Here is a 22,641-nt window from a genome sequence, read left to right as displayed (position 1 = left end):
CCGGAGGCGCCGCGATCCATCACACAGGGAGTTCTTGAAATGATCGCGCGTCTTCTGTTTACAGCTGTGGCGGCCACGCCGTGGCTCGTCCATGCCGCACCAGCCTTTGCCGAAGAGTCTGCCGATGCCTATGAGGCACCCGGCGACGCCATCGTCGTCACCGCCCGCCGACGCGCGGAAAACCTGCAGGACATTCCGGTCGCGGTCGCCGTGGTCGGCGGGGAAGCGCTCGACGCGCAGGGCACCTACAACATCAGCAAGCTGACACAGCTACAGCCGACGCTGCAGTTCTTCTCCACCAATCCGCGCAACACGTTCATCAATATCCGCGGGATCGGCGCACCGTTCGGCCTCACCAACGACGGCTTCGAGCAGGGCGTCGGCGTCTACATCGATCAGGTCTATTACAACCGCATCGCCTCGGCGACGCTGGACTTTGTCGACGTCGAGCAGATCGAAGTGCTGCGCGGTCCGCAGGGGACGCTCTACGGCAAGAACACCACAGCCGGCGCGATCAACATCACCACGCGCGCGCCGAGCTTCGAATTCGAAGGCAAGGCGGAAGTCTCGCTCGGCAATTACAATTTCAAGCAGGCCAAGGCGTCGGTCTCTGGCCCGCTCACCGAAAACCTCGCCGCGCGGCTCAGCCTGTCGAGCACCGATCGTCGCGGTACGATCTACAACGTCGCAACCGACACGTGGATCAACGCGCAGGACAATATCGGTATCCGCGGCGCACTGCTTTGGGAGCCGAGCGACGATCTCAGCATTACCTTCGCCGGTGATTTCAATCTCCAGGACCCGATCTGCTGCGGTCAACTCTACGCGCGTGTCGGCACCACGCAGCGCGCGCTCAATCGCCAGTATGCAGCGCTCACCGCGCTGTTCCCCGGCTATCAGGTGCCGAGCACGAATCCCTTCGACCGCCTGACCGATCTCGATGCCGACCTCGCTGCCCGCAATGAACTTGGCGGATTGTCGCTGCGTGCCGAGTGGGATCTCGGCGCGGGCACGCTCACCTCGGTCACGGCGTGGCGCTATTGGCACTGGGGGCCGAAGAACGATCGCGATTTCACGGGTCTGCCTGTCTACACGAAGGTGAACAACCCGACGGTGCAGAACCAGTATACGCAGGAACTGCGCTACGCCCATGAAGCGCAAAAGCTGGATTTCGTCCTCGGCGCCTTCGCCTTCTATCAGGAGATCCGCACCAGCGGCATTCAGGAGACGGGCCCAGCGGCGAGCGCCTGGCTGCTCAATCCCACGAGTGCATTGTCGCGCACCCCGGCTGTCCTGAACGGCATCGTCGCGGAAAACGATATCCGCCTCGACAATCTCAGCCTCGCCGCGTTCGGCAAGGTAAACTGGCACGTCACCGATGCGCTCACGATCTCGCCGGGCGTCCGCATCAACTACGACAAGAAGGAAGGCCTCTACGATTCCGTCGTGATCGGCACCGCCTCCGATGGCACGCGCCAGCGCATCACCAACGATCCGACGCATCCCTATTACACCGATCCGTGGACGGCGGCGCAGCGCGGGACGCAGGCATCACAGTTCTTCGAGCCGAACTTCAGCGACTGGAATCTCTCCTACGACCTGAACATCGCCTACAAGGTCACCGACGACATCCTCGCCTACGCCACCTATGCGCGCTCGTTCAAAACAGGCGGTATCAACCTGAACGGCGTTCCCAACCGGTCCGATGGAACACCGGCACTCGAGGTCGCACAGATCAAGCCTGAAAAGGTCGATCATTTCGAAATCGGGCTGAAAACGCAGTTCTGGGACCGCGCAGCGACGCTTAACGTCACAGGCTTCTGGACAGAGATCAAGGACTTCCAGGCCAGCGTCATCAGTAACGTCAGCGGCAGCAACGTGCTGCGCGGCTACCTTGCGAATGCCGACAAGGTGCGCGTGCGCGGCATCGAGGCGGATTTCTCGGTCCGGCCGTCGGAACGCTTCAACGCCTATGTCAGCGGTGCGTTTACGGATCACGAATTCAAGAAGTTCGTCGATGCGCCCTGCCCCCCGGAACTGGCCGGCGGCACCACGGCCGCGCCCGGCCAGACACCGAGCGCGCCCGGCACACCCGGCGGCATCAGCCCCCCGAACTGCGACGTCTCCGGCCAATGGCTGCCCGGCGTATCGAAATGGGCATTCTCGTGGGGTGCGGAATACAATGTTCCGGCAACCATCCTCGGCCGAGAGGGCGACGCCTATCTTGGATACGATGCCAGTTACCGCTCGAAGTTCTCATCGAACGCCTCGCGGTCGATCTACACGGACATCAGCGGCTATTCGCTGCACAACGTCCGCGCGGGTTTCCGCACCGAGAGCTTCGATATCTTCGGCTGGATACGCAACGCCTTCGATCAGAACTATTTCGAATCGCTGGCGGTCACACCCGGCAACACCGGCCTCATTTCCGCGCAGCTCGGCGATCCGCAAACCTGGGGCGGCACGATCAAGTTTACGTTCTGAACGCAGTTTGACCCTGCGGGCGGCTCGTCCGGCTTGATGCCGGGCGGGCCGCTTACTTTACTGCTCGATCACCTTGAAGCGCGTCAGCTCCTGCGCCGGCTCCGCCCAATCCGGTTTCAGCGCTGCCGCCTGCCGATAATCATCGTAGGCCTCGCGCACCCGGCCGAGCTTTTCGTGTGCGACGCCGCGCGCATAGAGTGCGATCTCGGGCCGGTTCGGCGTCAGCGCGATGCCCCGCGACAGCAGATCGACCGCGACCGTCTCGCTGCCGCCGCGGTGCAGCACCGCGATCCCCTTGTTCACATAGGCTTCCGCAAGATCGTCATCGATGCCGAGCGCCGTGTCGTAGTCGGCAATCGCATTCGCATAGTCACGGCCCTGCATGAACAGGATGCCGCGGTTCACATGCGTCGCCGCCCGCTCAGAGCTGGAGAGCTTGTCGAACTTCAGCGCAAAGTCGCAGTCCGCGAACGCCGCGCGCCCGCTCCGATTGAACTCGGCCGCCTCGTAGCATTTGCGGGCATAGCCGTCGCCGAGGATCGTCACAGCCGCGTCAGCGGCCCCGGCGGCGGGAAGCACGGCCAAAACGGCCGCGAACCAAAGTCTCTTCGTCATGGCACCACCTCCCTGTCAGGGAAACGATGCGGCGCAGTCTACACCCGAAAAGCCTTCGATCCTAGGCGATGATGTCGGGCAGCAGCTGATCCCGCAGACTCTCGATTTCATCCTTCAGCCGCAGCTTGCGCTTCTTCATGCGGGCGAGCTGGAGCTGGTCGCTGCCCGGCAAGACGCGGATGGCATCGATGGCAGCATCAAGATCTCGGTGTTCCTCGAGCAGCGACTCGAGGCGATCCCTCACATCGCTTTCATCCACGTTGGCTGCACTCCGGTCGCCGGTTCGCGAGTCGTCTGATCATCCCGCCACCATAAGCGCGCGTGCGAAGGCTGCGAGTCGTTTTGATGCACGAGCGGCATATCGCACAGATTCTGGGGGACGAACCAACCCTGTCTCACCACAGATTGTGGTAAATACGCGTTTCATCTCTTCCCCGCTGACAAGCGTTTCGAAATATGTTCCACTCGCTCATCCTGATGCACTTCAGAGCAAAGGAGATCGGACTATGGTCGACGCACACCTGGCTGCGCTTTCGGAAAAACACGCAAACCTTGAAAGCCAGATTGATCAGGAAGTCCACCGACCGTTGCCCGACGAAACCCTTATCGCACAATGGAAAAAAGAAAAGCTGAGGCTCAAGGAAGTCATCACCGGCATCCGCTGACGCGGTTCAACGCTGTTCGAGCGCGGGCGCGTTGTCGTCCGCGCCCGGAAAGCGGCCGCCGTCGATGCCCGCCGCCATCATCGCGCGCGCGCCGCGCATGAGCCGCTCAAGTTCGGGCCGGTAGGGCGCATCCTTCGGGCTGCGCGCATAAAGGTCTTGCCACACTTTGAGCGCCTCGTCCGGCTCGCCTGCCTGCAACCAGGCGAGGCCGAGGAAGTAAGGCGGACCAGGGTGGTCGGGAGCAATCGCCGACGCCCGTCCGAACGCAAGCCGCGCCGCCGGTGTGATGAAGCCGTCGGCATGGCGCGTCAGGGCGTTACCGAGCCCGACCCACAGGTCCGGCACATCGGGCATCGCCTTCGCCGCGAGGCTGAGGCCTTCGATCGCTTGCTGCGTCTTGCCCTGATGGCTGAGGATATCGGCGAACATCAGCCATGCGCCGACATCGCCCGTATTCTGCAGAAGCCGCCGGCGTGCGGCTTCGAGCTGCGGCGCGGAGTCGGCATCAATCGCGCGCGGCGGTGCGGGTTTGCTCGGCAGCGCCGGATTGCTCGTCAGCAGATAACCCGCCAGCCCCGCGGCGAGTGCGAAGCCCACCGGCAGCAGCGGCATCTTCATCCGCCACAACACCGCGCCCGTCAGCAGCGTCAGCACGGCGATGGCGATCCAGCCGCTCATGCGCCTTTCCTCCGGTAGAGCCGCCAAACGGCGACAGCGCCGATCGCAAGGAACAGCAGCGGCGCCGCCCAAAGCACGAGATTGGCGCCCGTCTTCGGCGGGTCGAAGGTCACGTAGTCGCCGTAGCGGCTGACGAGGTAGGATTTCACCTGATCGGGCGTCTCGCCCGCGGCAATCCGCTCGCGCACCACCGCGCGCATGTCCGCCGCCATGTCGGCATCGCTGTCGGCGATCGATTGGTGCTGGCAGACGAGGCAGCGCAGCTCATGCATCAGCGCGCGCGCCTCGGCCTCCTGCGCGGGCGGCAGCGCCGGCGCATCTGCGGCGGCCGTGAGCGCCAGAAAGGCGATCGGCAGCAGCACCTTCATGAGCCCTTCGCCTCCGCAATATCCTTCAGGATTTCGGTCACCTGCTCGGGCCGGATCTGGCCGATGTATTGCTTGCGGATGATACCCTTGCCGTCGATCAGGAACGTCTCGGGCAGGCCCGACGCGCCGAGGTTCAGCACCGCCTTGCTGTTCGGGTCCATGCCGATGCGGCGGAACGGGTCGCCGTGGTCCTTCAGGAACGCCGTGATGTTCTCCGGCGTGTCGCGCACCGCGATGCCGTGGATCACCACGCCCTTGTCGGCGAGCGCCTTCAGCTGCGGCGCCTCCACGCGGCACGGCGCGCACCAGCTCGCGAACAGGTTCACCAGCGTCACCGTACCCTGGCGAAGGTCGCCGTCGTTGAGGCCGGGGTGCAGTTCGTCCATGCCGACGAGGTCCATCGCGGGCACAGCCTTGCCGACCATCTTCGATACGATCACGCGCTGCTGCGGTTCGCCCATGCGGTAAACGGCAAGCGCCACGAAGCCGAGGAACATGAGCAGGGGCACGATCAGCGCAATGCGTCTTGCGGTCATTCCGTCTCCTCCCTCCGCCTGCGGCCCTGCATCATTGCGATGAGCCCGCCGAATGCGGCCATCATGCCGCCGATCCAGATCAGCGCGATCATCGGCTGCCACACCAGCCGCACCTGCCAGCGCCCGCTGCCGTCGCCGGGCCCGAGCACTGCGTAAAGGTTTCCGGTGAGGCGCGGCCAGATGTCGGTTTCCGTCGTCTCGTTGCCGGGGCTCACGAACGTGCGCCGTTCGGGCGCAAGCACCGTAGTCGCGCCCGGTCCGGTCACGCTCAGCATGGCACGAATCGCCGTGTAGTTCGGCCCCGCCGCGGGCGTGATATCATCGACCTGCGCCGTATATGGCCCCGCGCTCAGCCGTCCGCCCGGTGCGAGGTTCGCCAGCGTCTCGATCGTCCCCGCGCCGCTCACCGCGATGCCGAGCGTCGTGACGGCGATGCCGAGGTGCGCGAGCGCCGTACCCCACACGCTCGCCGGGATACGCCGGATGCGTTTCAGCTTGCGGCCCCGGAAGATCATGATGCTCGCCGCCGCGAGCCACGCCGAAAGCGCGACACCCGCCAGCGCGAGCGGGCTCCGCATCCCGAGCGCCAGCGCAACCCCGATCGCCGCGACACCGAGCACCAGCGCCGGAACGAGTCGTCGCCCGAGCCCCGCCCAGTCCATCGCCCGCCAGCGCATCAGCGGCCCCGCCGCCATCAGCGCGACGAGCGGCAGCAGCAGCGGCAGCAGTGCGGTCTGGAAATACGGCGGTCCGACCGAAACCTGCTCGCCCGTCGCGGCTTCAAGCAGCAGCGGATAGAGCGTGCCGAGGAACACGACGCCGAGCACCGCCGACAGGATCAGATTGTTGACGACAAGGCTGCCCTCGCGGCTCACCGGTCGGAACGGCGCGCCCGCCGTGACGGTGCCTGCACGCAGCGCATAGAGCGTCAGCGCACCGCCCACGTAGATCGCCAGCAGGATCAGCAGGAACACGCCCCGCTCCGGATCGACCGCGAACGCGTGCACCGACGTGAGGAGCCCCGAGCGCACGATGAACGTGCCGACCATGCTGAGCGAGAAGGCGACCACCGCGAGCAGCAGCGTCCAGTTCTTGAGCGCGCCGCGCGCCGCGAGCACGCCCACCGAATGGAACAGCGCCGTCGCCGCGAGCCACGGCATCAGCGAAGCGTTCTCCACCGGGTCCCAGAACCACCATCCGCCCCAGCCGAGTTCGTAATAGGCCCAGAAGCTGCCGAGCGTGATGCCTGCGGTCAGGAAGCTCCACGCGCCGAGCACCCACGGCTTCACCGCGCGCGCCCATTCCGGCGTCACCCGGTTCAGCACCAGCGCCGCGACCGCGAAGGAGAACGTCACCGAAAGCCCGACATAGCCGATGTAGAGAAGTGGCGGGTGGAACGCGAGGCCGGGGTCTTGCAGCAGCGGGTTCAACCCGGAGCCTTCGACGGGCGCAGGCACGATGCGCGCGAACGGGTTCGAGGCGATCAGCAGATAGGCGTAAAAGCCGAGCGCGATGAAGCCCTGCGCCGACAGCATCACCGTGCGGAAGCGTTCGCCGAGCCCTTTCGCGCGGATCGCGGCAAGCGCGCCGAACACGGCAAGCACCGCGACCCACAGCAGCATCGAGCCTTCGTGGTTCGCCCACACGCCGGTCCATTTGTAGAGTTCGGGCTTCGCGGTGTGGCTGTTGCCTGCGACAAGCGCGACCGAGAAATCGGAGTTCACGAACGCCCACGTCAGCGCCGCGAAGGCAACCGCGCAGAGCACGCCCTGCAGCAGCGCGGCGGGCACGGCGATGCGCCCGCCATCGGCGCGGAATCCCGCCAGGGCCTGCGCGAGCGCAAGGCCTGCGGCCAGCCACAAGGCTGCATGACCGATCTCGGGAATCACTGTTGGCGCCGCCCCGGAATTCTCATTGCCAGCGCCTTAGCACCGGCGCGCGCGCAATGCAGCCCGCTTGCGCGCTTTCGTCACGCCTGCGGCGGCGGGAAGCCCTTATGCGTAGAAAATCACGCCGTCGTGAATGCAGATTTTCGTGGGGAGCGCGGTAACGGTATCGCCGTCCGCCTGCACCGGAACATTCGCATCACTCGATGCGCTCAGCGTGCCGAACGGCTGCGCCACGATGCCCGGCAGGCGGTCCACCGGCTTGCCGCGCAGCAGCGCCCACATGAACCGCGCATAGTCCCGCCGCCGCGCGCGGGTCAGCGCGACGAGGTGCAGCGTCTCGTCGTTGATCGAGGCGCCGCGTGCGAAGCTCCACGGCCCCGCGAAAAAGCGCCCCTTGGCGACGTAGAACGCCTCGCAGGCGATCCGCCGCCCGTCGACATCGAGCGTCATCCGCGGCCGCGGCCAATGCCACAGCACGCTGAGGAACGCCGCGCCGTAAGCGGCCCGCCCGATCCAGCGCTTCAGCCGCGACGACACGCCCGCCACCGCATAGCTGTCCGGCCCCGCGCTCGCGCAGACGAGGAACAGCTGCTCGCCCACACGGCCCGCGAAGCCCCTGCGTCTGCGATCGGCGCACGATACGCGCTCGACGAACGCGTCGGGATCGATCGGGTATTCCGCCTCGCGCGCCAGCAGGTTTACCGTACCGGCGGGATAGGCGCACACGGGCACGTTCGCCTTTGCCTGCCGCAGCGCCGAAACCACATGCCGCAGCGTACCGTCGCCGCCGACGACACACACAAGGCTGAGATCGTCGGCAAGCGCGATCGCAGTCCCGGGCGCGCTATGCCCATAGGCGAGCGCATGGCTGCGTTTCCGAAATGCCGTTTCGAGCGCAAGGAACCGCTGCGGCGAGAAACCGCCCGAAACCGGGTTCGAAATGATCTGGACTGTCATCGCCGCCGGAAGCCATTGCCGAGGGGCGGAACGATGCAGCGGCAAGGTGAAGAAAAGTCTAAGGCGCGGGTTTTTCAGGCCGCGCCTTCGCCGCCGCCTCGGCCCTCTCCACCGCTTTCGCCACCTCGGGCGGCATGTAGTTCTCGTCGTGCTTGGCGAGCAGCGTTTCGGCCTTGAACGTCCCGTCCGCGTCGAAGCGGCCGTCGGCGATCATGCCCTGCCCTTCGCGGAACAGGTCCGGCACGATGCCTGTGTAGTCCACCGGCACCGATTCAAGCCGGTCTGTAACGCGGAAATGGATGGTGAGCCCATCGGCACTGCGCGTCAGCGAGCCTTTCTCGACCAGCCCGCCGAGCCGGATTGCCTGCCCCGGCGCCACGCCCTTCGCCACCACGTCGGCAGGCGCATAAAAATACGCCGCCTGATCCTGCAGCGCGGGCAGCGCGAGCGCCGCCGCGATGCCGAGCGCCGCCACTGCCGCCCCCGCGAGCGCGAGCCGTTGGTGTTTGGGTTTCATCGCCGCTCTCCCCGCAGCGCGTCCGCCGCCTTTTCGGCGCGGCGCATTGAAAGCCAGCTCCATGCGAGCACGCCGCCGATGCCGATGCCGCCCGCCGCATAGGCCGCGATCACGAAGGGCAGTGCGTTCATGCCGCGTCTCCCGCAAGCCGCGCGCGCCGCGCAGCGATGCGCTGCTCGGCAATGATCGCGCGCATCCGCATCAGCACCGCGGCCGCCATCAGCAGGCCGAGGCCCACCGCGCTCGTCAGCAGCGGATAGAGCATATCGGGGTGAATGCTGGAGCCCCGGAGCGTGATCGAGGCGGATTGGTGCAGCGTGTTCCACCATTCCACCGAGAATTTGATGATCGGCAGGTTGACGAGCCCGACGATGGCAAGCACCGCCGCCGCCCGCGCGCCCCGGCTGCGCTCGTCGAACGCGCCCGCCAGCGCGACGACGCCGAGGAAGAGGAAGAACAACACCAGCATGGAGGTGAGCCGCCCGTCCCAAACCCACCATGTCCCCCACGTCGGGCGCCCCCAGATCGATCCGGTGAGCAGGCACACGCCCGCATAGACCGCACCCACCGGCGCCAGCGCCTCCAGCGCCACTTCGGCGAGCGGATGCTTCCACACGAGGATCGTGATTCCCGCGATGCCGAGCCCGAAGTAACTCCCCATGGATATCCACGCGGTCGGCACGTGCAGGTACATGATGCGCACGCTCTCGCCCTGCAGATAATCGGGCGGCGCGTGGAACGCGCCCCACCACAGGCCCGCAGCCGTAAGCGCGAAACCAAGCACGAGCGCCGCCACCGTCAGCGGGCGGGCGAGCTTCAGAAACCGGGCAGGATTGGCGAACCGATGCATCAAAACCGTCTCATAAGCACTGTTTGCCGCCGCCGCCAGCGCTTGCGCTCGGCGGATGCTGGGGGCAATTATGGCGGCATGTCTGCCGTCCAGCCAAGCGAGCGCATTGTCACAGGTCAAATCCGGACGATGCACACGCGCGCGGCGGCGATCCTCCATTGGAGAGCTCCATGCTTCGTTCCTGCCTTCTTGCCGGCGCCGCCGCGCTCGCCGTGACCCTCGCGCTTCCCGTTTCCGCCGAAACTCCGCCGCCTGCCGCAGTATCGAGCGCCGCCGTCGATGCGCTGCTCGCCGACTGGACCGGCCCGAACGGCGGCGTGCCACCGTGGGACAAGGTGCAGACGCCGCTGTTCAAGCCGGCGTTCGACAAAGCCTCGGCGCAGATGCTCGCCGAAGTGGACGCCATCGCGAACAACCCTGCCGCGCCCACCTTCGCGAACACGCTCGAAGCCCTCGAAAAGAGCGGCGAAGCGCTGAACCGCCTCGCCACGCTGTTCTTCGTGATGAGCTGGAGCAAGAACGATCCCGCCCATCAGGCCGTCTCAGCGGAGCTTCTGCCCCAGTTTTCGGCGGTGGAAGACAAGGTCAACTTCAACCGCAAACTCTTCGAGCGCGTGAAAGCGGTGTACGACGCGCGCGAAAAAAGCGGCCTCAATGCCGAACAGAAGCGCCTCGTTGAAAAGAGCTACGAGAATTTCGTGCGCAGCGGCGCCAGCCAGCCGCCCGAAAAACAGGCCGCGCTCGGCAAGCTCAACCAGCAACTCGCAACGCTCTTCAACGATTTCAGCAACAAGGTGCAGGCAGACGAAGACACGTGGGTCACGCTTGGCGAGGGCGATCTCGGCGGTCTGCCGCCTGCGCTCGTCGCCGGCTACAAGGCCGCGGCCACGGAACGCAAGCTGCCGGGCCATGTTGTCGTCAACACGCGCTCGGCGGTCGATCCGTTCCTCACCTTCTCCAGCAATCGCGCGCTTCGCGAGAAGGTGTGGCGCGCCTTCGTCATGCGCGGCGACAATGCGAACGCCAGCAACACGCACGAAGATATCCGTCAGATCGTCAAGCTCCGCGCCGACCGCGCGAAGCTGCTCGGCTACCCGAGCCACGCGCACTGGCGCATGTCGGACACGATGGCGAAGGACCCGCAGAAGGGCCTCGACCTCCTGATGCGCGTCTGGCCCGCCGCCCGCGCGCGGGTTGCCGAGGAGGTCGCCGACATGCAAAAGCTCGCGGACAGCGAGGGCGCGAAGATCACCATCGAGCCGTGGGATTACCGCTACTACATGGAGAAGGTCCGCAAGGCGCGCTACGACCTCGATCAGAACGAGTTCAAGAATTACTTCGAGCTCGAGAACATGATCGCCGCCTCCTACCACATGGCAGGCAAGCTCTACGGCTACAGCTTCAAGGAAATCACCGGCACGCTGCCCACGTTCCACCCGGACGTGCGCGTCTATCACGTCACGAACACGGCGGACGGCACGCACGTCGGCTATCTCTACCGCGATGATTTCGCCCGCCAGTACAAGCGTTCCGGCGCCTGGCAGAGCACCTATCGCGGGCAGGACAAGCTCGGCGGGCGGCAGCGCGACGCGATCGTTTCCAATAACAACAACTTCACGAAGGGCGCACCGGGCGAGCCCGTGCTCATCAGCCTTGATGACGCGCGCACATTGTTCCACGAGTTCGGCCACGCGCTGCACGCGCTCACCAACGACACCACATACCCCTCGCTCGGCGGCACGCCGCGCGACTTCGTGGAGTTCCCGAGCCAGGTGCACGAGAACTGGGTGCTGACGCCCGATATCCTCGATACCTACGCGCGCCACTACAAGACCGGCGCAAAGATGCCGCAGGCGCTCATCGACAAGCTGAAGGCCGCGGAAACCTTCAACCAGGGCTTCGAGACTGTCGAGTACCTCGGCTCCGCCATCGTCGACATGAAGATCCACATGGACCCCTCGGGCGAAATCGATCCCGCCGCCGCCGAAAAGACCATCCTCGGCGAGATCGGGATGCCGAGGGAAATCGTCATGCGCCACCGCCTGCCGCAGTTCGGCCACCTGTTCTCGTCGGACGCGTATTCGGCGGGCTATTACTCCTACCTCTGGTCGGACGTGATGGCGGCGGACGCGTGGGCGGCGTTCGAGGAGGCGGGCGATCCGTGGGACGCTGCAACAGCGAAAAAATTCAAGGACATCATCCTTGCCACGGGCGACGCGATCGACCGCGCGGAGGCGTACCGCATGTTCCGTGGCCGCGACCCCCAAGTGGAGGCGCTCCTGAAGAACCGCGGGTTTCCGACCGATTGAGTACGGCGCCGAAACTGTCGGAGAATCTGACAAGAGTTATTGCAAGTCACTCGCAAACGGCGGATTTCAGCGCGACTCCGCATCTGGCACAGGAATTGCTTTGTTTCGCATGTGAACCGGGATGGCAGAGGAACAACGCCCCCGGCCAGGAGACGAACGATGAAGAAGGTTCTTTTGAGCGCTGCTGTTGCCGCGATTTTGCCGACGGCAGTGATGGCCAATCCGATCAACGTGGAAACAGGCACTTTCGGCGGTGGCGTTGAAGGAAACCTGGAGTTCAATTCGTGCACCGATCCTCGCCCGGCCGCCATCAACGATGGCGTTGTCGGCTGCGTAAACTCGGGCCCGACCAACTATGTCTACGTTTATGGCGATGAAGCCATTCAGTATGACGGTGGCGGACAGGCGCTCATCACGGACGTCGCCGGCAACGGCTACACATCGCTCACGATCGACTTCCTTGACGACGACGTTGCCTTTGCGTTGCTTACGGTCAACATCCTTGGCGTCAAAAAATCGGGCGGCGGCAAGGTCGACTTCGGAAACGGTTTCGTTTTCGATATCGACGACAATGGCCAGAACAAGTTCACCATTGAATTTGCCCCGGGCGTGAATTCTTACACGTTTTCGACGACCGAAGGTGTCTGGGCTGAAATCAAGCAGGTCCGCTTCAAGTTCGAAGATGGCGACACGACGGATGTGCCTGAGCCTGCGATGCTCGGCCTCTTCGGCCTCGGCCTGATGGGTCTCAGCATGGCGCGTCGCCGCCGCGGCTGAACTCACGATCTTCGTCACGCAAAACGGGCGTCCGGCAACGGGCGCCCGTCTTCGTTTTGGCGCAGCGCCTTGACGCCGCCACATTTTTCCGCCACATGCCGCCGTGACCGAACGTCGGCCGCAAGGCCCTGACGCGCCCGGCGTGATCGCTTCCTTCGGGAATTGAGCGCGCGTCTTCAGACGGTTCGGCCCACCGGCTTCCCCTCGTCACGCGGGTCGTCACGACACCGCACCCGCGTCCGCGCGCCAATTCCGGCAGCGCGGCATGGGTCCGTTTATTGAAAGACTGTAATGACCGATTTTCTCCAGTTCGGCCTTGGCGAGCGCATCGAAAAGGCGCTCACCGAAGCGAACTACACCATCCCGACGCCGATCCAGCGTCAGGCGATCCCGATCCTGAAGCAGGGTCACGATCTCCTCGGCATCGCGCAGACCGGCACGGGCAAGACCGCCGCCTTCGCGCTGCCCTCGCTCGATTACCTGTCGCAGACCTACCAGCCGCTGAAGTCGCGCGCCGCGCGGATGCTGGTGCTGGCGCCGACGCGCGAGCTTGCCAGCCAGATCGCCGAATCCTTCCGCACCTACGGCAAGTTCCTGCGCCTCACTATCACCACAGCGTTCGGCGGCGTACCGATCGGGCGCCAGGTGCGTGCTCTGCAGCGCGGCGTCGACATCCTCGTCGCCACGCCCGGCCGCCTCATCGATCTCGTCGATCAGAACGCGCTCGATCTCTCGCAGGTCGAGGTGTTCGTGCTCGATGAAGCCGACCAGATGCTCGACCTCGGCTTCATCCACGCGCTGCGCCGCATCGTCCGCATCCTGCCGAAGAAGCGCCAGTCGCTGTTCTTCTCGGCGACCATGCCGCCCGCGATCGCGGATCTGGCCGCGCAGTTCCTCACCAATCCGCAGAAGGTGGAAGTGAAGCCGCAAGCGACGACCGCCGAGCGTGTCGCGCAGCACGTCATCCACGTGAATGCGTCCGAAAAGCAGGCGCTGCTCACCATCATGCTCCAGGATCTGGGTGCGGACATGGACCGCGGTCTCGTCTTCTCGCGCACCAAGCACGGCGCCGACCGCGTCGTCCGTCACCTGAAGGGTGCGGGCATTGCGGCCGAAGCCATCCACGGCAACAAGTCGCAGCCGCAGCGCGAGCGCGCGCTCGGCCTGTTCCGCTCGGGCGAAGTCAAGATCCTCGTCGCCACCGACATCGCGGCGCGCGGCATCGATGTGCCGGGCGTCAGCCACGTGTTCAACTTCGAGCTGCCGAACGTGCCGGAGCAGTATGTCCACCGCATCGGCCGCACCGCGCGCGCCGGCCGCGAGGGCATCGCCATCGCGCTGGTGTCCGACGGTGACGAGCGCAGCTACCTGCGCGATATCGAACGGCTGATCCGTCAGAAGCTCGAACCGATGCCGCTGCCTGAGAATTTCCTCACCCGCGCCGCCGCGCTCGCGAAGCCGGTCGCACGCACCGACGGCAACAGCGGCGACCAGCGCGGCTTCTCGCACGGCGATCGTCGTGACGGCCGCCGCGATGGCGGTCATCGCGGCGCGCCCGGTCATCGCGACACGGGCTATCGCGGCGAACGCTCTGGTGGCGAACGTTCAGGTGGCGAACGCCGCGAAGGCGCAGACGGCCAGCGCCGCCATTTCGGCGCGCCCAAGCCCAAATATTCGGCGAAGCCCGCGCACGGCGGTGGCAACAGCGGTGGTCGCGGCAACCCCGGCGGTGGTCAGCGCCGCCAGGGCCGCTAACGCGAAACCGGCATCCGGGCGGTGTCCGGATGCCTATTCCGCTGTCGTCGGATCGATCGTCGCGCGCACCTCGGCGACACTGTTCGCCGGGAAGCCCGCCGTTTCCGCGTGCTGCCGGATAATATCCGCGCTCGGCGCGCGATAGACGCAATAGATCTTGTCGTCGGTCACATAGCTGTTAACCCACTGGATCTCGGGTCCAAGCGTGCGGAGCACGTTGCACGACCCTTGCGATGCGGCCTTCAGCTCGGCCGGACCGAGCTTGCCGACGCCGGGCATATCTCTTTCGATAACGAACTGCGGCATGTCCCTCTCCCTCCCGCAATCCTAAGATTTACGCGCTTTTCAGACCCGAGTCCACGTGGGGGAGAACTACCGGTTCTTCTGGCGATATTCCTCGCGCACGCGGTCTGCGAGCCTTCCGCTCGCAATGTCGTCATACGTCGCGATATTGTTCGCCATGCTTTCTGATTGCTGGCGCGCGATCGTTTCCAGGTCGCCCGCGAACTGCGGCAGGAAGAACCAGTGCTGGGCCGGGTATGCACCGTAAAGTGCGCGGAATTTCTCCACGGTTTCGCGTTCGGCAATGAACCGGTCTCGCTGTGCCGCCGCGCCGCGCTGCGTCATGTCGCCCACCTTCACCGGCTTGGGCCGCATGATGTCCCACCACGCGAACGGCAGTTCGGGGTCCAGCTTCTGCGCCTCGGCCGCCATCGCATCGCCGGCCTCCGCGCTCGGCGCCGCACGTGCCGCGATCACCAGCAGCGTGGCATCGCCGGTCTTCCGCGCCAGAGCCTGCATGTCCTCCACCAGTTGCGCCCGGCCTTTCACCGCGTTGCCGCTGTCGAAATAGAGCTGCGCGGCGTCCAGTTTCTTCGGGGCGTAATTCGCATACAGCGTCTGCATCTCGGCGAAGGCCTTTGCCGAGTTGCGCTGCATCATCTGGTAGATCCAGGCATTGTTGAAATGGTCCGCCGCCGATTCGGGATCGTCGATGATCATCTGCGGCTGCGCCATCGCATGAAGGTCGCCCACCTGATCGCGGATCACGGCGGTGTCTTCCTTGATAAGCCCGAGCTGCCGCCCCACCGCCTCGGTCGCGGACTGCCCTTGCCCCACGAGCATGAGAAGGATGAACGCCGCGGTCGCGAACAGCCCGAAGCGGAAGGCGTCGCACTGCGTGCACTGCACCACCTCATCCACGGCCTTGTCGTCTGCCGCATTCACCATGAACGCGCGCTGGAAGCAGAGCAGCCCCGCAACCGCCGTCACCACCGCGAAGATGAGGACGAGCACATCTGCGGACAGAAATTCCGCGAAGAAGTTCACGAGGTCGCCAAACAGGCCGACCGCGCCGCCGATCAGCGCGAAGAGCGATGCTTTCGCCGGCCAGATGATCCGCTTGACGATACCGATGCGTGTATCCGCCATGCCCCCACTCCCTCGAATGCCATGTCGTTTCCCAAACATAACAAGGCCGTAACGGTGCATCCACCCCTTGCGAAAACCGCGTGTCAGGATTTTCATGCTTTCCGCATGATGGCGCTATGCTAGTTGGCCGTTTAGGGGCAGGCGGTTACGGGAATGCGATGGTGAGGGAAAACAGCGCAAACGCCGCCTACGCGCACGAAAGCCGTGCGCGCAGTCTGGCGAAAGCGATCTCGTGGCGCTTCGTCGGCACGCTCGATACGTTGATCCTGTCCTACCTGGTGCTCACCTTCCTCGCGCCGCATTTCGGCGTGCGCGAAACCGCGACGCAGGCCGAAAACCTGCACACGGCGGGCTACATCGCGCTTGCCGAGGTCATCACGAAAACGCTGCTGTTCTTCCTTCACGAGCGCGTTTGGTCGCGGCTGCGCTGGGCGGTGTGGACCGATCGGCGCGGGCGCCGCATCGAAGGCCTGCGCCGCAGCGGCTCGAAAGCGGCAAGCTGGCGCATCCTCGCGAGCCTCGATACCGCCCTGCTCGCGCTGCTCTTTACCGGGCACCCGCTCACCGCGCTCACCATCGGCGGCGGCGAGGTGGCGACGAAACTGCTTCTCTATGTGTTTCATGAGCGCGTGTGGGATCGCATCCCCTACGGCCGCGCCAAAGGCGGGCACGTGTGACCGACCTCGCGCCGCTCGCTGATCTCGGGATCGCGCTCGCGCTCAGCCTGCTTATCGGCGTCGAACGCGGCTGGAGCGCGCGCGGCGAGCCCGCGGGCGGACGCGTCGCCGGGTTCCGCACCTTCGGCCTCCTCGGCCTGCTGGGTGGGCTCGCGGGGCTGATGATCGGCGATGCGCTGCTACCGGCCGTGCTGCTCATCGCTGCCGCCGCTCTCGCGCTCGTCGCAGGCTATGTCCGCGACATGGCGAGGGATCCCACCGCGAGCGTCAGCGCGACGACGACGATCGCCGGGCTCATCACGCTTGCGCTCGGGCTGCTCGCGACGACGGATCAGGTACTCGTCGCCTCCGTCTCGGCGGGGGTCATGGTCGTGCTGCTCGCGATGCGCGAGGAGCTCCACGCCTGGATTCGCGGCCTCACTGCCGCCGAGGTGAAGGCGGTGGCGCGTTTCGCGCTGATCTCGATCGTCGTGTGGCCGCTGCTGCCCGATGCCGCTTATGGCCCTTATGATGCCTGGAACCCGCGCGACATCTGGTTCGTCGTCGTGCTCGTGTCGGGGCTCTCCTTTGTGGGCTACGTCGCGGCGAAGCGTTTCGGCGAGGTGCGCGGCACGCTGGCCACGGCAGCGGCCGGCGCGCTCGTCTCGTCGACCGCCGCAACGGCCGCACTCGCGCGTCGCCTGGCAGAGGGTGAAGACGCGCCTGCGCCCGCCATCGCAGGTATCGCGCTCGCGGGTGCGGTCATGATGGCGCGCACGCTCATCCTCGCTGCCGCCGTCGCGGGCTTCGTCGTGCCGACGCTGGCGTGGATCGTCGTGCCGGGCGGCCTTGCCGCGCTCGCCGCCGCGGCATTCGTCATGCGGCACAACCAGCACGCGCCCTCGCGGGCCGCGCCGATGACCTCCGCAAACCCGTTCGACATTCTCCCCGCGCTCGGCTTTGCGGCGCTCATCGCGGGCGCCTCGCTGTTCGCGCGCTGGGCGGAGGCGCAATACGGGGAAGCGGGGCTCGGCGTCATCATCGCGCTCACCGGCACCTTCGACGTCGACGCCGCCACCGTCACGCTCGGCGCACTGCCCGCAGGCAGCCTCGATCCCGTCACCGCGGGCGCCGTGCTCGGCGTTCCGATCCTGCTCAACACCGCGTTCAAGGCCGCGATCTGCATCGGCCTTGCCGGCTGGCGCAAAGGCTGGGCCGCTGCCGCAACGCTGATGTTCAGCTTCGCGGCAGGCGGTATCGGCCTCGCAGCGCTGGTTATTGTCGGATAGCGACCTGTGGCGGCTCCGCCGTCGCCTCGGTGATGAGCTTGCGCGCCTCGCTGATCGCCGCCGCGTCCTTCAGCTTGCCGCTGTTCACGTCGTCGCCGATCTCCAGCAGGCGCCCGGAGATGACAGTGCCGGTGTCGGCCTTCTCCGCGACATGGATGCCGCCGCGCTTCGCCGCGACCTCATCCCAAAGCCCGCGCACCGCTGCCCAGTAACCCTTCGTCTTCGCCCAGTAATCGTCGGCGGCCTTCACGTTGTAGCCGTCGAACTTGGTGTAGGTGTTCAGCACATATTCCTGCACGATCGGGCGCAGCTTGCCGTTCTCCTCGGCCATCTTGGTATTGTCCTGCCAGTGGATCCAGCCCGTGGGCGTCGGCTGGTGGCGGTTGATCGAGAAGTAGCGGTCATACGCTGGATTTCGCACCGCATCGCGCCGCGCGAGCGGCCGCCACGTCCAGTTGGAACGCCAGCGGCGGATGCCCGCCTGCGTTTCCCACTGTCCCCATCCGGCATAGCGCGGGCTGTCGTCCACCTGCCACACGGTCTGCGACCAGCGGCCCGCGCGCATCCGCTCGGGAACCTCTTCCCACACCCAATTGCCATCCCCGGCGTAAACCAGAACCTTCGCAGGCTCGTAATCCCAATCTTGCCGCCAGTGCTTGATGATGAAGGGCTTGTCGTTCTCGTCCTCCACCACCAGCAAATGCTGCAGCACGATGCGGCGGCCGGTATCTTCGATCACGCGCACAACCTCGTGCCCGCCCGATCTCTTCCGCTCGAGCGGCGTGTAGTCCGTCGTCCACGGCGTCGATTCCTGCATTTCGAAGCGCACGCGGTAATTGCCCGCCATGGCAAGGATGTCGGCGCGGTCGGCATCGAACGACGCCTTCTCGGCGGTGGCGGTGCGCTCCGCCACGGGCTTGTCGGCAAGCGCGGGCGAAACGGCGATGGCGAGCGCGAACAGGCTCGCGCCGAGGGTCTGGTAGATCGGTTTCATGGCTTTCATCCTTGGGTTTAAAAGCGGAACGTCGCGGAGACGCTCGCGTTGCGTCCGGGCTGGGTGTAGGCGTCCTTGATCGCGGAGCTGTCGGCGAGGCCGCGCACATCGCTCCACCACGCGTATTTCCTGTCGGTGATGTTGAAGATGCCCGCGCGCAGCGTGATCGCCTCGCCGATCCGCACGAACGCGGTCGCGTCGAAGATCAGGAAGTCGCCCGGCCGCCAGCAGGCGCTGCTGCACGCACCTTCGGCATCCTTGATCGACTTCTGCGCCCCGAACGTCGCGATCACTTGTCCGCCGAACCGGCCTTCCGTCTCGCGGTAGCCGATCCCGGCAACCACTTTCAGCGGGTCGATCGTGTCGAGCGGCGACTTGACGCCGTCCTCATTGGTCAGCGTGCCATCGGCATAGCTGACGGAAAGCGTACCGGTGAAACCGCCCTGCTTCACTTCAAGCTTCGCTTCCGCGCCGTCCACCTTCGCCGCGTTGACGTTGACGAACTGGTAGATCGCTGGGTCTGCAGGCGTGAAGCTGCCGCTCACCATCTTCTGCAGGATGAAATCGTCGAACTTGGCGTGAAACACGCTCGCCTCGAAGCGCACGGCCTCGCTCGTCACCCGGAAACCGCCTTCGATGCTTTCGCTCTTTTCCGGCCCGAGATTGGGGTTCGGGATCGAGGTGTAGCCGGAGGACAGGTTGGAGAAGAATTGGTTCACCTGGCTCGGCTCAGGCGCCTTGAAACCGCGGCCATAGTTACCGAACAACCGCACCGCCTGGCTCAGCTTCACAACGGCGCCGAACTTCGGCGATACGCGGGAATCGCTCTGGCCCGCAGCTGCGAGCCCCGGCAGCAGCGGATCTTCCTTGGGTGAAAGCTTGTAGTGATCGAAACGCAGTGCAGGGAACAGCGTTACAGCGCCGCCCGCTAAGCTGATCTCGTCGCCCACATAAAGCCCGGCGAGCGTGTAGTCGGTCACCGGGAACGCCCGCGTCGGATAGGTTTCACCGAACGGCGGCACCGTGCCGTCGCGCACACCCTTTTGCCGCGTTTCACTGATGTCGCCGCCGAAGCTTACGCGGTGATCAACCGCGCCTGTCGAGAAGCCCGCGCGGAATTCCGCCGACGCGCCGATCACCCGGTTATCGAAGGTGTTGAGCCGGCTGCGATCCGCTGCCGGGGTGCGATCCTCCTCGGTATATTGCCGATCCTTCGCGTCCTGCCAGTAGGCGCCGACGCGCGCATAATCGATCGCGCCTTCGCCCTCCCACGTCCAGTCGGCGGCGGCGCGAACGCGCTTGCCTGTATCCCACGCTTCCAGCCGATCGACCGTGGCGCTGAGACCGGAAAGCACGTTCGCATAAAGCGACGTGTCGACGTACTCACCCGTCAGGCGCACCGTATGCCCGCCGCCGGGTTCCCACACCAGCCGGCCGAGCACTGCATCAGATTCGCCGTCCTGCGGGTTCGGCGTCGTGCGCAGCGATCCCGTGCGGTCGTCGGTGCCCTTGTTGTCGAGTTCCTTGTAGTCGCGCCGCGTGTAGGCGACCATGCCGGAGACCGTGCCGCCGCGCGCTGCAAGGATGGCCGTCTCGCTGAATTCCTCGTCCGCCGAACTATAACCGCCGCGCACCAGCCCGCCGAAACTCTGTCCGTCCTTCAGGATGTCGGAGGGGTTGCTCGTCACGAAACTCACCGCGCCCGAAAGCCCGTCACTGCCGTAAAGCGCCGAGGCCGGGCCGCGTAGAATCTCCACCGATTTCACGAGCCCGATGTCGACATAGTCGCCGCGCCCCACGCCCTGCGCGCCGAAGCTGAAACCGTCGGGCACGCGCACGCCGTCCACCTGGATGAGCACGTGGTTGCCGCCGATGCCGCGGATCGTGAAGCCCTCGTTGCCCGCGCGGCCCGTGGTGCCGAACGCAGCGCCGAAACGCGTAGGCGCGCGGCGCACCGAAACGCCCGGTTCGAAGCGCACGAGATCCTTGATGTCGGTGACGAGTTCGTCGGCGATGCGCTGCTCGTCGATCACCGTCACCACCGTCGGCGCGTCATCGATCGAGATCGGGCTGCGCGTCGCCGTCACCGTGATCGTGCCGTCGTCGAGCGCTGCCGCGTCTTCCGCCGCCTGCGCCGCACCCATTGTCATTCCATAGCAAAGAGCAGCCGCCAGCGCGGCCCGCGAAGTTGAAATCACTGCTACCCCCAAACCAATTGTCACCATTGCTAATGCAATTGATTCTCATTAGAATCGATTCCCGATACCTGTCAATGAGACGCATGTGCAATTTATGGAGCCCGCATGACGAACCTGCTCGAGGACCTGCTCAGAAAGCCTGACCTGCGCGATCTTGCGCGTACGCCGATGCACATGGTGATGGGCACGCGGCTGGTGGTGATCTGCCAGCGCGCCGGGCACGACCCGCGCGAAGCGCTCTCCGAACGTCTCGGCAGTCCGCTCGCTGCGACACGGCTGCTCACCGCCGTGCAGATCGTCGGCGATCATTGGCCGGATTGTTTCCTGATCAGCCCGCCCTGCTGTCGGGGATTGGGGCCTGACGAGATGGCGCTGTCGGCAATGACGGCGGCGGCCGCAGCAAACGACCGCGCGCGCTTCGACACCGCCTGCCGTGAAATGCTGGACGCCGAGGCGCGCGACGCGACCTATGCGGCGCTCAGCGCCTTCGCCCGCGCGCTGCCGCCACGCGCAGCGGCGCCGACCTATACGCGCCAGCCATAGTTGTCAGCGCCGCCCCTTCGGCTCTAGGATCGCGCACAGCATCTTTTGGGGGGAGAAGCCGGTATGCAGGACTATAGACAGCCCGAAGGGCGCCCGGCACCGCCAAAGCAGAACAAGACCCGCCGCCTCGTTATCACCATCGTGATCATCATCGTCGTCGCGGCCGTGCTCGGCTATTTCGTCGTCGACATCCTTGAAACCGCGACGAGCGCGATGAAGGGCCGGTAACGCTTCGGCAACCCGCGCGTCCGATACCTTGTGCCGCAGCACTGCAGGGAATCGGATCGATGCGTATTTTCCGCCGCGTTCTCGCCAGCCGCAAAGGCGCCACCGCCATCGAGTACGCGCTCATCGCCGCGCTCATTTCGCTCGCTGCGATCATTGCGTTCCAGATGCTCGGCCTCTCGCTGGTCGACGTGTTCTCCAGCATCACCAACGCCATGACGCGCTGATCGACAGGCATAATTGTTCCTGATATGTTCCCATTCTTCCGATTCGAAAGGGATGGATGATGACTGACCTGGTGCTTTACACGAACCCGATGTCGCGCGGCCGCATCGCGCGCTGGATGCTGGAGGAGGTAGGCGCGGATTACCGTACCGAAATCCTTGAGTACGGCACCACGATGAAGGCCCCCGAATATCTCGCCATCAACCCGATGGGCAAGGTGCCCGCGATCCGCCACGGCGACACGGTCGTTACCGAATGCGCCGCGATCTGCGCCTATCTCGCGGACGCCTTCCCGCAGGCGAACCTCGCCCCCGCGCTGAAGGATCGCGGCAGCTACTACCGCTGGCTGTTCTTCGCTGCCGGTCCACTGGAAGCCGCGATTGCAGATCGTACGCTTGGTGTAGAGGTCCCCGCCGACAAGCAGCCCATGGTCGGCTACGGCACCTACGCCCATGTGATGGATGCGCTCGAAAAGGCCGTCAGCGCCGCGCCTTATGTCGCCGGCGACAGCTTCACGGCGGCAGACGTCTACATCGGCTCCCACATCAGCTGGGGCATCCAGTTCGGCACGATGGAAACGCGCCCGGCATTCGAAGCCTATTGGAAACGCCTCGAATCCCGCTCCGCGCACCTGCGCGCCACTGAGCTGGACGACGCGGATATGCCGAAGCAGGATTAGC

The 22,641-nt window shown here is 65.5% G+C and carries 25 protein-coding genes; 11 read left to right on the top strand and 14 right to left on the bottom strand.

What is annotated here, in order from left to right; translation table 11 throughout:
* The first annotated feature begins 39 nt into the window (after positions 1-39).
* Positions 40-2,484 (top strand): TonB-dependent receptor, encoded by a 2,445-nt coding sequence (locus AAC014_RS14235; RefSeq protein WP_339709590.1) that lies wholly within the window; start codon positions 40-42, stop codon positions 2,482-2,484.
* Positions 2,485-2,541: 57 nt separating this feature from the next.
* Here the strand turns inward: AAC014_RS14235 and AAC014_RS14230 are convergent, their stop codons facing one another.
* Both AAC014_RS14230 and AAC014_RS14225 read right to left on the bottom strand, forming a co-directional pair.
* A complete protein-coding gene (locus AAC014_RS14230; protein WP_339709587.1) occupies positions 2,542-3,099 on the bottom strand; it encodes a tetratricopeptide repeat protein in 558 nt (185 codons plus the stop codon).
* Positions 3,100-3,160: 61 nt separating this feature from the next.
* Positions 3,161-3,358, bottom strand: coding sequence for a DUF465 domain-containing protein (locus AAC014_RS14225; RefSeq protein ID WP_339709585.1), 198 nt, complete (start codon positions 3,356-3,358; stop codon positions 3,161-3,163).
* Positions 3,359-3,605: 247 nt separating this feature from the next.
* On the opposite strand from AAC014_RS14225, the gene AAC014_RS14220 reads away from it, so the two are divergent.
* The gene (locus AAC014_RS14220) at positions 3,606-3,764 is read left to right on the top strand and encodes a DUF465 domain-containing protein (RefSeq protein ID WP_339709582.1); all 159 of its coding nucleotides are present in this window, start codon (positions 3,606-3,608) and stop codon (positions 3,762-3,764) included.
* Positions 3,765-3,770: 6 nt separating this feature from the next.
* Here AAC014_RS14220 and AAC014_RS14215 read toward each other — a convergent pair whose 3' ends face one another.
* The 8 genes from AAC014_RS14215 to AAC014_RS14180 form a co-directional block, all read right to left on the bottom strand.
* Positions 3,771-4,442, bottom strand: a complete 672-nt coding sequence (locus AAC014_RS14215; RefSeq protein WP_339709579.1) for a hypothetical protein — start codon at positions 4,440-4,442, stop codon at positions 3,771-3,773.
* A complete protein-coding gene (locus AAC014_RS14210) occupies positions 4,439-4,810 on the bottom strand; it encodes a cytochrome c-type biogenesis protein (RefSeq protein ID WP_339709576.1) in 372 nt (123 codons plus the stop codon). The genes AAC014_RS14215 and AAC014_RS14210 overlap by 4 nt, the downstream gene beginning before the upstream one ends.
* Positions 4,807-5,346: a DsbE family thiol:disulfide interchange protein gene (locus tag AAC014_RS14205; protein WP_339709573.1), complete on the bottom strand. Its 540-nt coding sequence runs from the start codon at positions 5,344-5,346 to the stop codon at positions 4,807-4,809. The genes AAC014_RS14210 and AAC014_RS14205 overlap by 4 nt, the downstream gene beginning before the upstream one ends.
* Complete coding sequence (locus tag AAC014_RS14200) at positions 5,343-7,235, bottom strand: heme lyase CcmF/NrfE family subunit (RefSeq protein ID WP_339709570.1); 1,893 nt, start codon at positions 7,233-7,235, stop codon at positions 5,343-5,345. Before AAC014_RS14200 ends, AAC014_RS14205 begins: the two co-directional genes overlap by 4 nt.
* 105 nt (positions 7,236-7,340) lie before the next feature.
* Positions 7,341-8,192: a diacylglycerol kinase family protein gene (locus tag AAC014_RS14195; RefSeq protein WP_339709567.1), complete on the bottom strand. Its 852-nt coding sequence runs from the start codon at positions 8,190-8,192 to the stop codon at positions 7,341-7,343.
* Positions 8,193-8,250: 58 nt separating this feature from the next.
* Complete coding sequence (gene ccmE, locus AAC014_RS14190; protein WP_293780217.1) at positions 8,251-8,709, bottom strand: cytochrome c maturation protein CcmE; 459 nt, start codon at positions 8,707-8,709, stop codon at positions 8,251-8,253.
* Positions 8,706-8,840: a hypothetical protein gene (locus AAC014_RS14185; protein ID WP_339709561.1), complete on the bottom strand. Its 135-nt coding sequence runs from the start codon at positions 8,838-8,840 to the stop codon at positions 8,706-8,708. The genes ccmE and AAC014_RS14185 overlap by 4 nt, the downstream gene beginning before the upstream one ends.
* The gene (locus tag AAC014_RS14180) at positions 8,837-9,559 is read right to left on the bottom strand and encodes a heme ABC transporter permease (RefSeq protein ID WP_339709559.1); all 723 of its coding nucleotides are present in this window, start codon (positions 9,557-9,559) and stop codon (positions 8,837-8,839) included. The genes AAC014_RS14185 and AAC014_RS14180 overlap by 4 nt, the downstream gene beginning before the upstream one ends.
* A gap of 170 nt (positions 9,560-9,729) precedes the next feature.
* On the opposite strand from AAC014_RS14180, the gene AAC014_RS14175 reads away from it, so the two are divergent.
* The 3 genes from AAC014_RS14175 to AAC014_RS14165 all read left to right on the top strand — a co-directional run bounded on the left by AAC014_RS14175 (position 9,730) and on the right by AAC014_RS14165 (position 14,400).
* Entirely contained in the window at positions 9,730-11,868 is a 2,139-nt protein-coding gene (locus AAC014_RS14175) for a M3 family metallopeptidase (RefSeq protein WP_339709557.1), read from the top strand.
* A gap of 111 nt (positions 11,869-11,979) precedes the next feature.
* Positions 11,980-12,645, top strand: a complete 666-nt coding sequence (locus AAC014_RS14170; RefSeq protein WP_339709555.1) for a PEP-CTERM sorting domain-containing protein — start codon at positions 11,980-11,982, stop codon at positions 12,643-12,645.
* 291 nt (positions 12,646-12,936) lie between these two features.
* Positions 12,937-14,400, top strand: a complete 1,464-nt coding sequence (locus tag AAC014_RS14165) for a DEAD/DEAH box helicase (RefSeq protein WP_339709552.1) — start codon at positions 12,937-12,939, stop codon at positions 14,398-14,400.
* Positions 14,401-14,433: 33 nt separating this feature from the next.
* On the opposite strand, the gene AAC014_RS14160 is transcribed toward AAC014_RS14165, so the two are convergent.
* Positions 14,434-14,706 (bottom strand): DUF4242 domain-containing protein, encoded by a 273-nt coding sequence (locus AAC014_RS14160; protein WP_339709550.1) that lies wholly within the window; start codon positions 14,704-14,706, stop codon positions 14,434-14,436.
* Between the two features lie 66 nt (positions 14,707-14,772).
* Positions 14,773-15,831 carry a hypothetical protein gene (locus AAC014_RS14155; RefSeq protein ID WP_339709547.1) on the bottom strand — a complete coding sequence of 353 codons (1,059 nt, stop codon included), beginning with the start codon at positions 15,829-15,831 and terminating at the stop codon, positions 14,773-14,775.
* 161 nt (positions 15,832-15,992) lie between these two features.
* Here AAC014_RS14155 and AAC014_RS14150 point away from each other — a divergent pair, with 161 nt between their 5' ends.
* Both AAC014_RS14150 and AAC014_RS14145 read left to right on the top strand, forming a co-directional pair.
* Positions 15,993-16,508 carry a DUF2061 domain-containing protein gene (locus AAC014_RS14150; RefSeq protein ID WP_339709544.1) on the top strand — a complete coding sequence of 172 codons (516 nt, stop codon included), beginning with the start codon at positions 15,993-15,995 and terminating at the stop codon, positions 16,506-16,508.
* Positions 16,505-17,776: a DUF4010 domain-containing protein gene (locus AAC014_RS14145; protein WP_339709542.1), complete on the top strand. Its 1,272-nt coding sequence runs from the start codon at positions 16,505-16,507 to the stop codon at positions 17,774-17,776. The genes AAC014_RS14150 and AAC014_RS14145 overlap by 4 nt, the downstream gene beginning before the upstream one ends.
* Here the strand turns inward: AAC014_RS14145 and AAC014_RS14140 are convergent.
* Entirely contained in the window at positions 17,763-18,770 is a 1,008-nt protein-coding gene (locus tag AAC014_RS14140) for a DUF6607 family protein (protein ID WP_339709539.1), read from the bottom strand. The two genes, AAC014_RS14145 and AAC014_RS14140, sit on opposite strands and share 14 nt — an antisense overlap.
* Positions 18,771-18,787: 17 nt before the next feature.
* Positions 18,788-20,914 carry a TonB-dependent hemoglobin/transferrin/lactoferrin family receptor gene (locus AAC014_RS14135; protein ID WP_339709536.1) on the bottom strand — a complete coding sequence of 709 codons (2,127 nt, stop codon included), beginning with the start codon at positions 20,912-20,914 and terminating at the stop codon, positions 18,788-18,790.
* A 159-nt stretch (positions 20,915-21,073) separates the two neighbouring features.
* Here AAC014_RS14135 and AAC014_RS14130 point away from each other — a divergent pair, with 159 nt between their 5' ends.
* The 4 genes from AAC014_RS14130 to AAC014_RS14115 all read left to right on the top strand — a co-directional run bounded on the left by AAC014_RS14130 (position 21,074) and on the right by AAC014_RS14115 (position 22,640).
* Positions 21,074-21,511, top strand: a complete 438-nt coding sequence (locus tag AAC014_RS14130; protein ID WP_339709534.1) for an addiction module antidote protein — start codon at positions 21,074-21,076, stop codon at positions 21,509-21,511.
* A gap of 63 nt (positions 21,512-21,574) precedes the next feature.
* Positions 21,575-21,739, top strand: a complete 165-nt coding sequence (locus AAC014_RS14125; RefSeq protein WP_339709532.1) for a hypothetical protein — start codon at positions 21,575-21,577, stop codon at positions 21,737-21,739.
* A 59-nt stretch (positions 21,740-21,798) separates the two neighbouring features.
* Positions 21,799-21,963, top strand: coding sequence for a Flp family type IVb pilin (locus tag AAC014_RS14120; protein WP_339709530.1), 165 nt, complete (start codon positions 21,799-21,801; stop codon positions 21,961-21,963).
* Positions 21,964-22,022: 59 nt separating this feature from the next.
* Complete coding sequence (locus tag AAC014_RS14115) at positions 22,023-22,640, top strand: glutathione S-transferase family protein (RefSeq protein ID WP_339709528.1); 618 nt, start codon at positions 22,023-22,025, stop codon at positions 22,638-22,640.
* Position 22,641: the final 1 nt, after the last annotated feature.

The sequence above is a fragment of the uncultured Sphingosinicella sp. genome (assembly GCF_963974575.1).
Taxonomy (GTDB): domain Bacteria; phylum Pseudomonadota; class Alphaproteobacteria; order Sphingomonadales; family Sphingomonadaceae; genus Sphingosinicella.
This window is presented reverse-complemented; position numbering and strand designations above follow the sequence as displayed.

Bases quoted from the DNA above. Each gene is read 5' to 3' on its own strand.
- AAC014_RS14235 (WP_339709590.1), top strand. From the start codon at position 40: ATGATCGCGCGTCTTCTGTTTACAGCTGTGGCGGCCACGCCGTGGCTC.
- AAC014_RS14230 (WP_339709587.1), bottom strand. From the start codon at position 3,099: ATGACGAAGAGACTTTGGTTCGCGGCCGTTTTGGCCGTGCTTCCCGCC.
- AAC014_RS14220 (WP_339709582.1), top strand. From the start codon at position 3,606: ATGGTCGACGCACACCTGGCTGCGCTTTCGGAAAAACACGCAAACCTT.
- AAC014_RS14215 (WP_339709579.1), bottom strand. From the start codon at position 4,442: ATGAGCGGCTGGATCGCCATCGCCGTGCTGACGCTGCTGACGGGCGCG.
- AAC014_RS14210 (WP_339709576.1), bottom strand. From the start codon at position 4,810: ATGAAGGTGCTGCTGCCGATCGCCTTTCTGGCGCTCACGGCCGCCGCA.
- AAC014_RS14205 (WP_339709573.1), bottom strand. From the start codon at position 5,346: ATGACCGCAAGACGCATTGCGCTGATCGTGCCCCTGCTCATGTTCCTC.
- AAC014_RS14195 (WP_339709567.1), bottom strand. From the start codon at position 8,192: ATGACAGTCCAGATCATTTCGAACCCGGTTTCGGGCGGTTTCTCGCCG.
- ccmE (WP_293780217.1), bottom strand. From the start codon at position 8,709: ATGAAACCCAAACACCAACGGCTCGCGCTCGCGGGGGCGGCAGTGGCG.
- AAC014_RS14185 (WP_339709561.1), bottom strand. From the start codon at position 8,840: ATGAACGCACTGCCCTTCGTGATCGCGGCCTATGCGGCGGGCGGCATC.
- AAC014_RS14180 (WP_339709559.1), bottom strand. From the start codon at position 9,559: ATGCATCGGTTCGCCAATCCTGCCCGGTTTCTGAAGCTCGCCCGCCCG.
- AAC014_RS14175 (WP_339709557.1), top strand. From the start codon at position 9,730: ATGCTTCGTTCCTGCCTTCTTGCCGGCGCCGCCGCGCTCGCCGTGACC.
- AAC014_RS14165 (WP_339709552.1), top strand. From the start codon at position 12,937: ATGACCGATTTTCTCCAGTTCGGCCTTGGCGAGCGCATCGAAAAGGCG.
- AAC014_RS14160 (WP_339709550.1), bottom strand. From the start codon at position 14,706: ATGCCGCAGTTCGTTATCGAAAGAGATATGCCCGGCGTCGGCAAGCTC.
- AAC014_RS14155 (WP_339709547.1), bottom strand. From the start codon at position 15,831: ATGGCGGATACACGCATCGGTATCGTCAAGCGGATCATCTGGCCGGCG.
- AAC014_RS14140 (WP_339709539.1), bottom strand. From the start codon at position 18,770: ATGAAACCGATCTACCAGACCCTCGGCGCGAGCCTGTTCGCGCTCGCC.
- AAC014_RS14135 (WP_339709536.1), bottom strand. From the start codon at position 20,914: ATGGGTGCGGCGCAGGCGGCGGAAGACGCGGCAGCGCTCGACGACGGC.
- AAC014_RS14130 (WP_339709534.1), top strand. From the start codon at position 21,074: ATGACGAACCTGCTCGAGGACCTGCTCAGAAAGCCTGACCTGCGCGAT.
- AAC014_RS14125 (WP_339709532.1), top strand. From the start codon at position 21,575: ATGCAGGACTATAGACAGCCCGAAGGGCGCCCGGCACCGCCAAAGCAG.
- AAC014_RS14120 (WP_339709530.1), top strand. From the start codon at position 21,799: ATGCGTATTTTCCGCCGCGTTCTCGCCAGCCGCAAAGGCGCCACCGCC.
- AAC014_RS14115 (WP_339709528.1), top strand. From the start codon at position 22,023: ATGACTGACCTGGTGCTTTACACGAACCCGATGTCGCGCGGCCGCATC.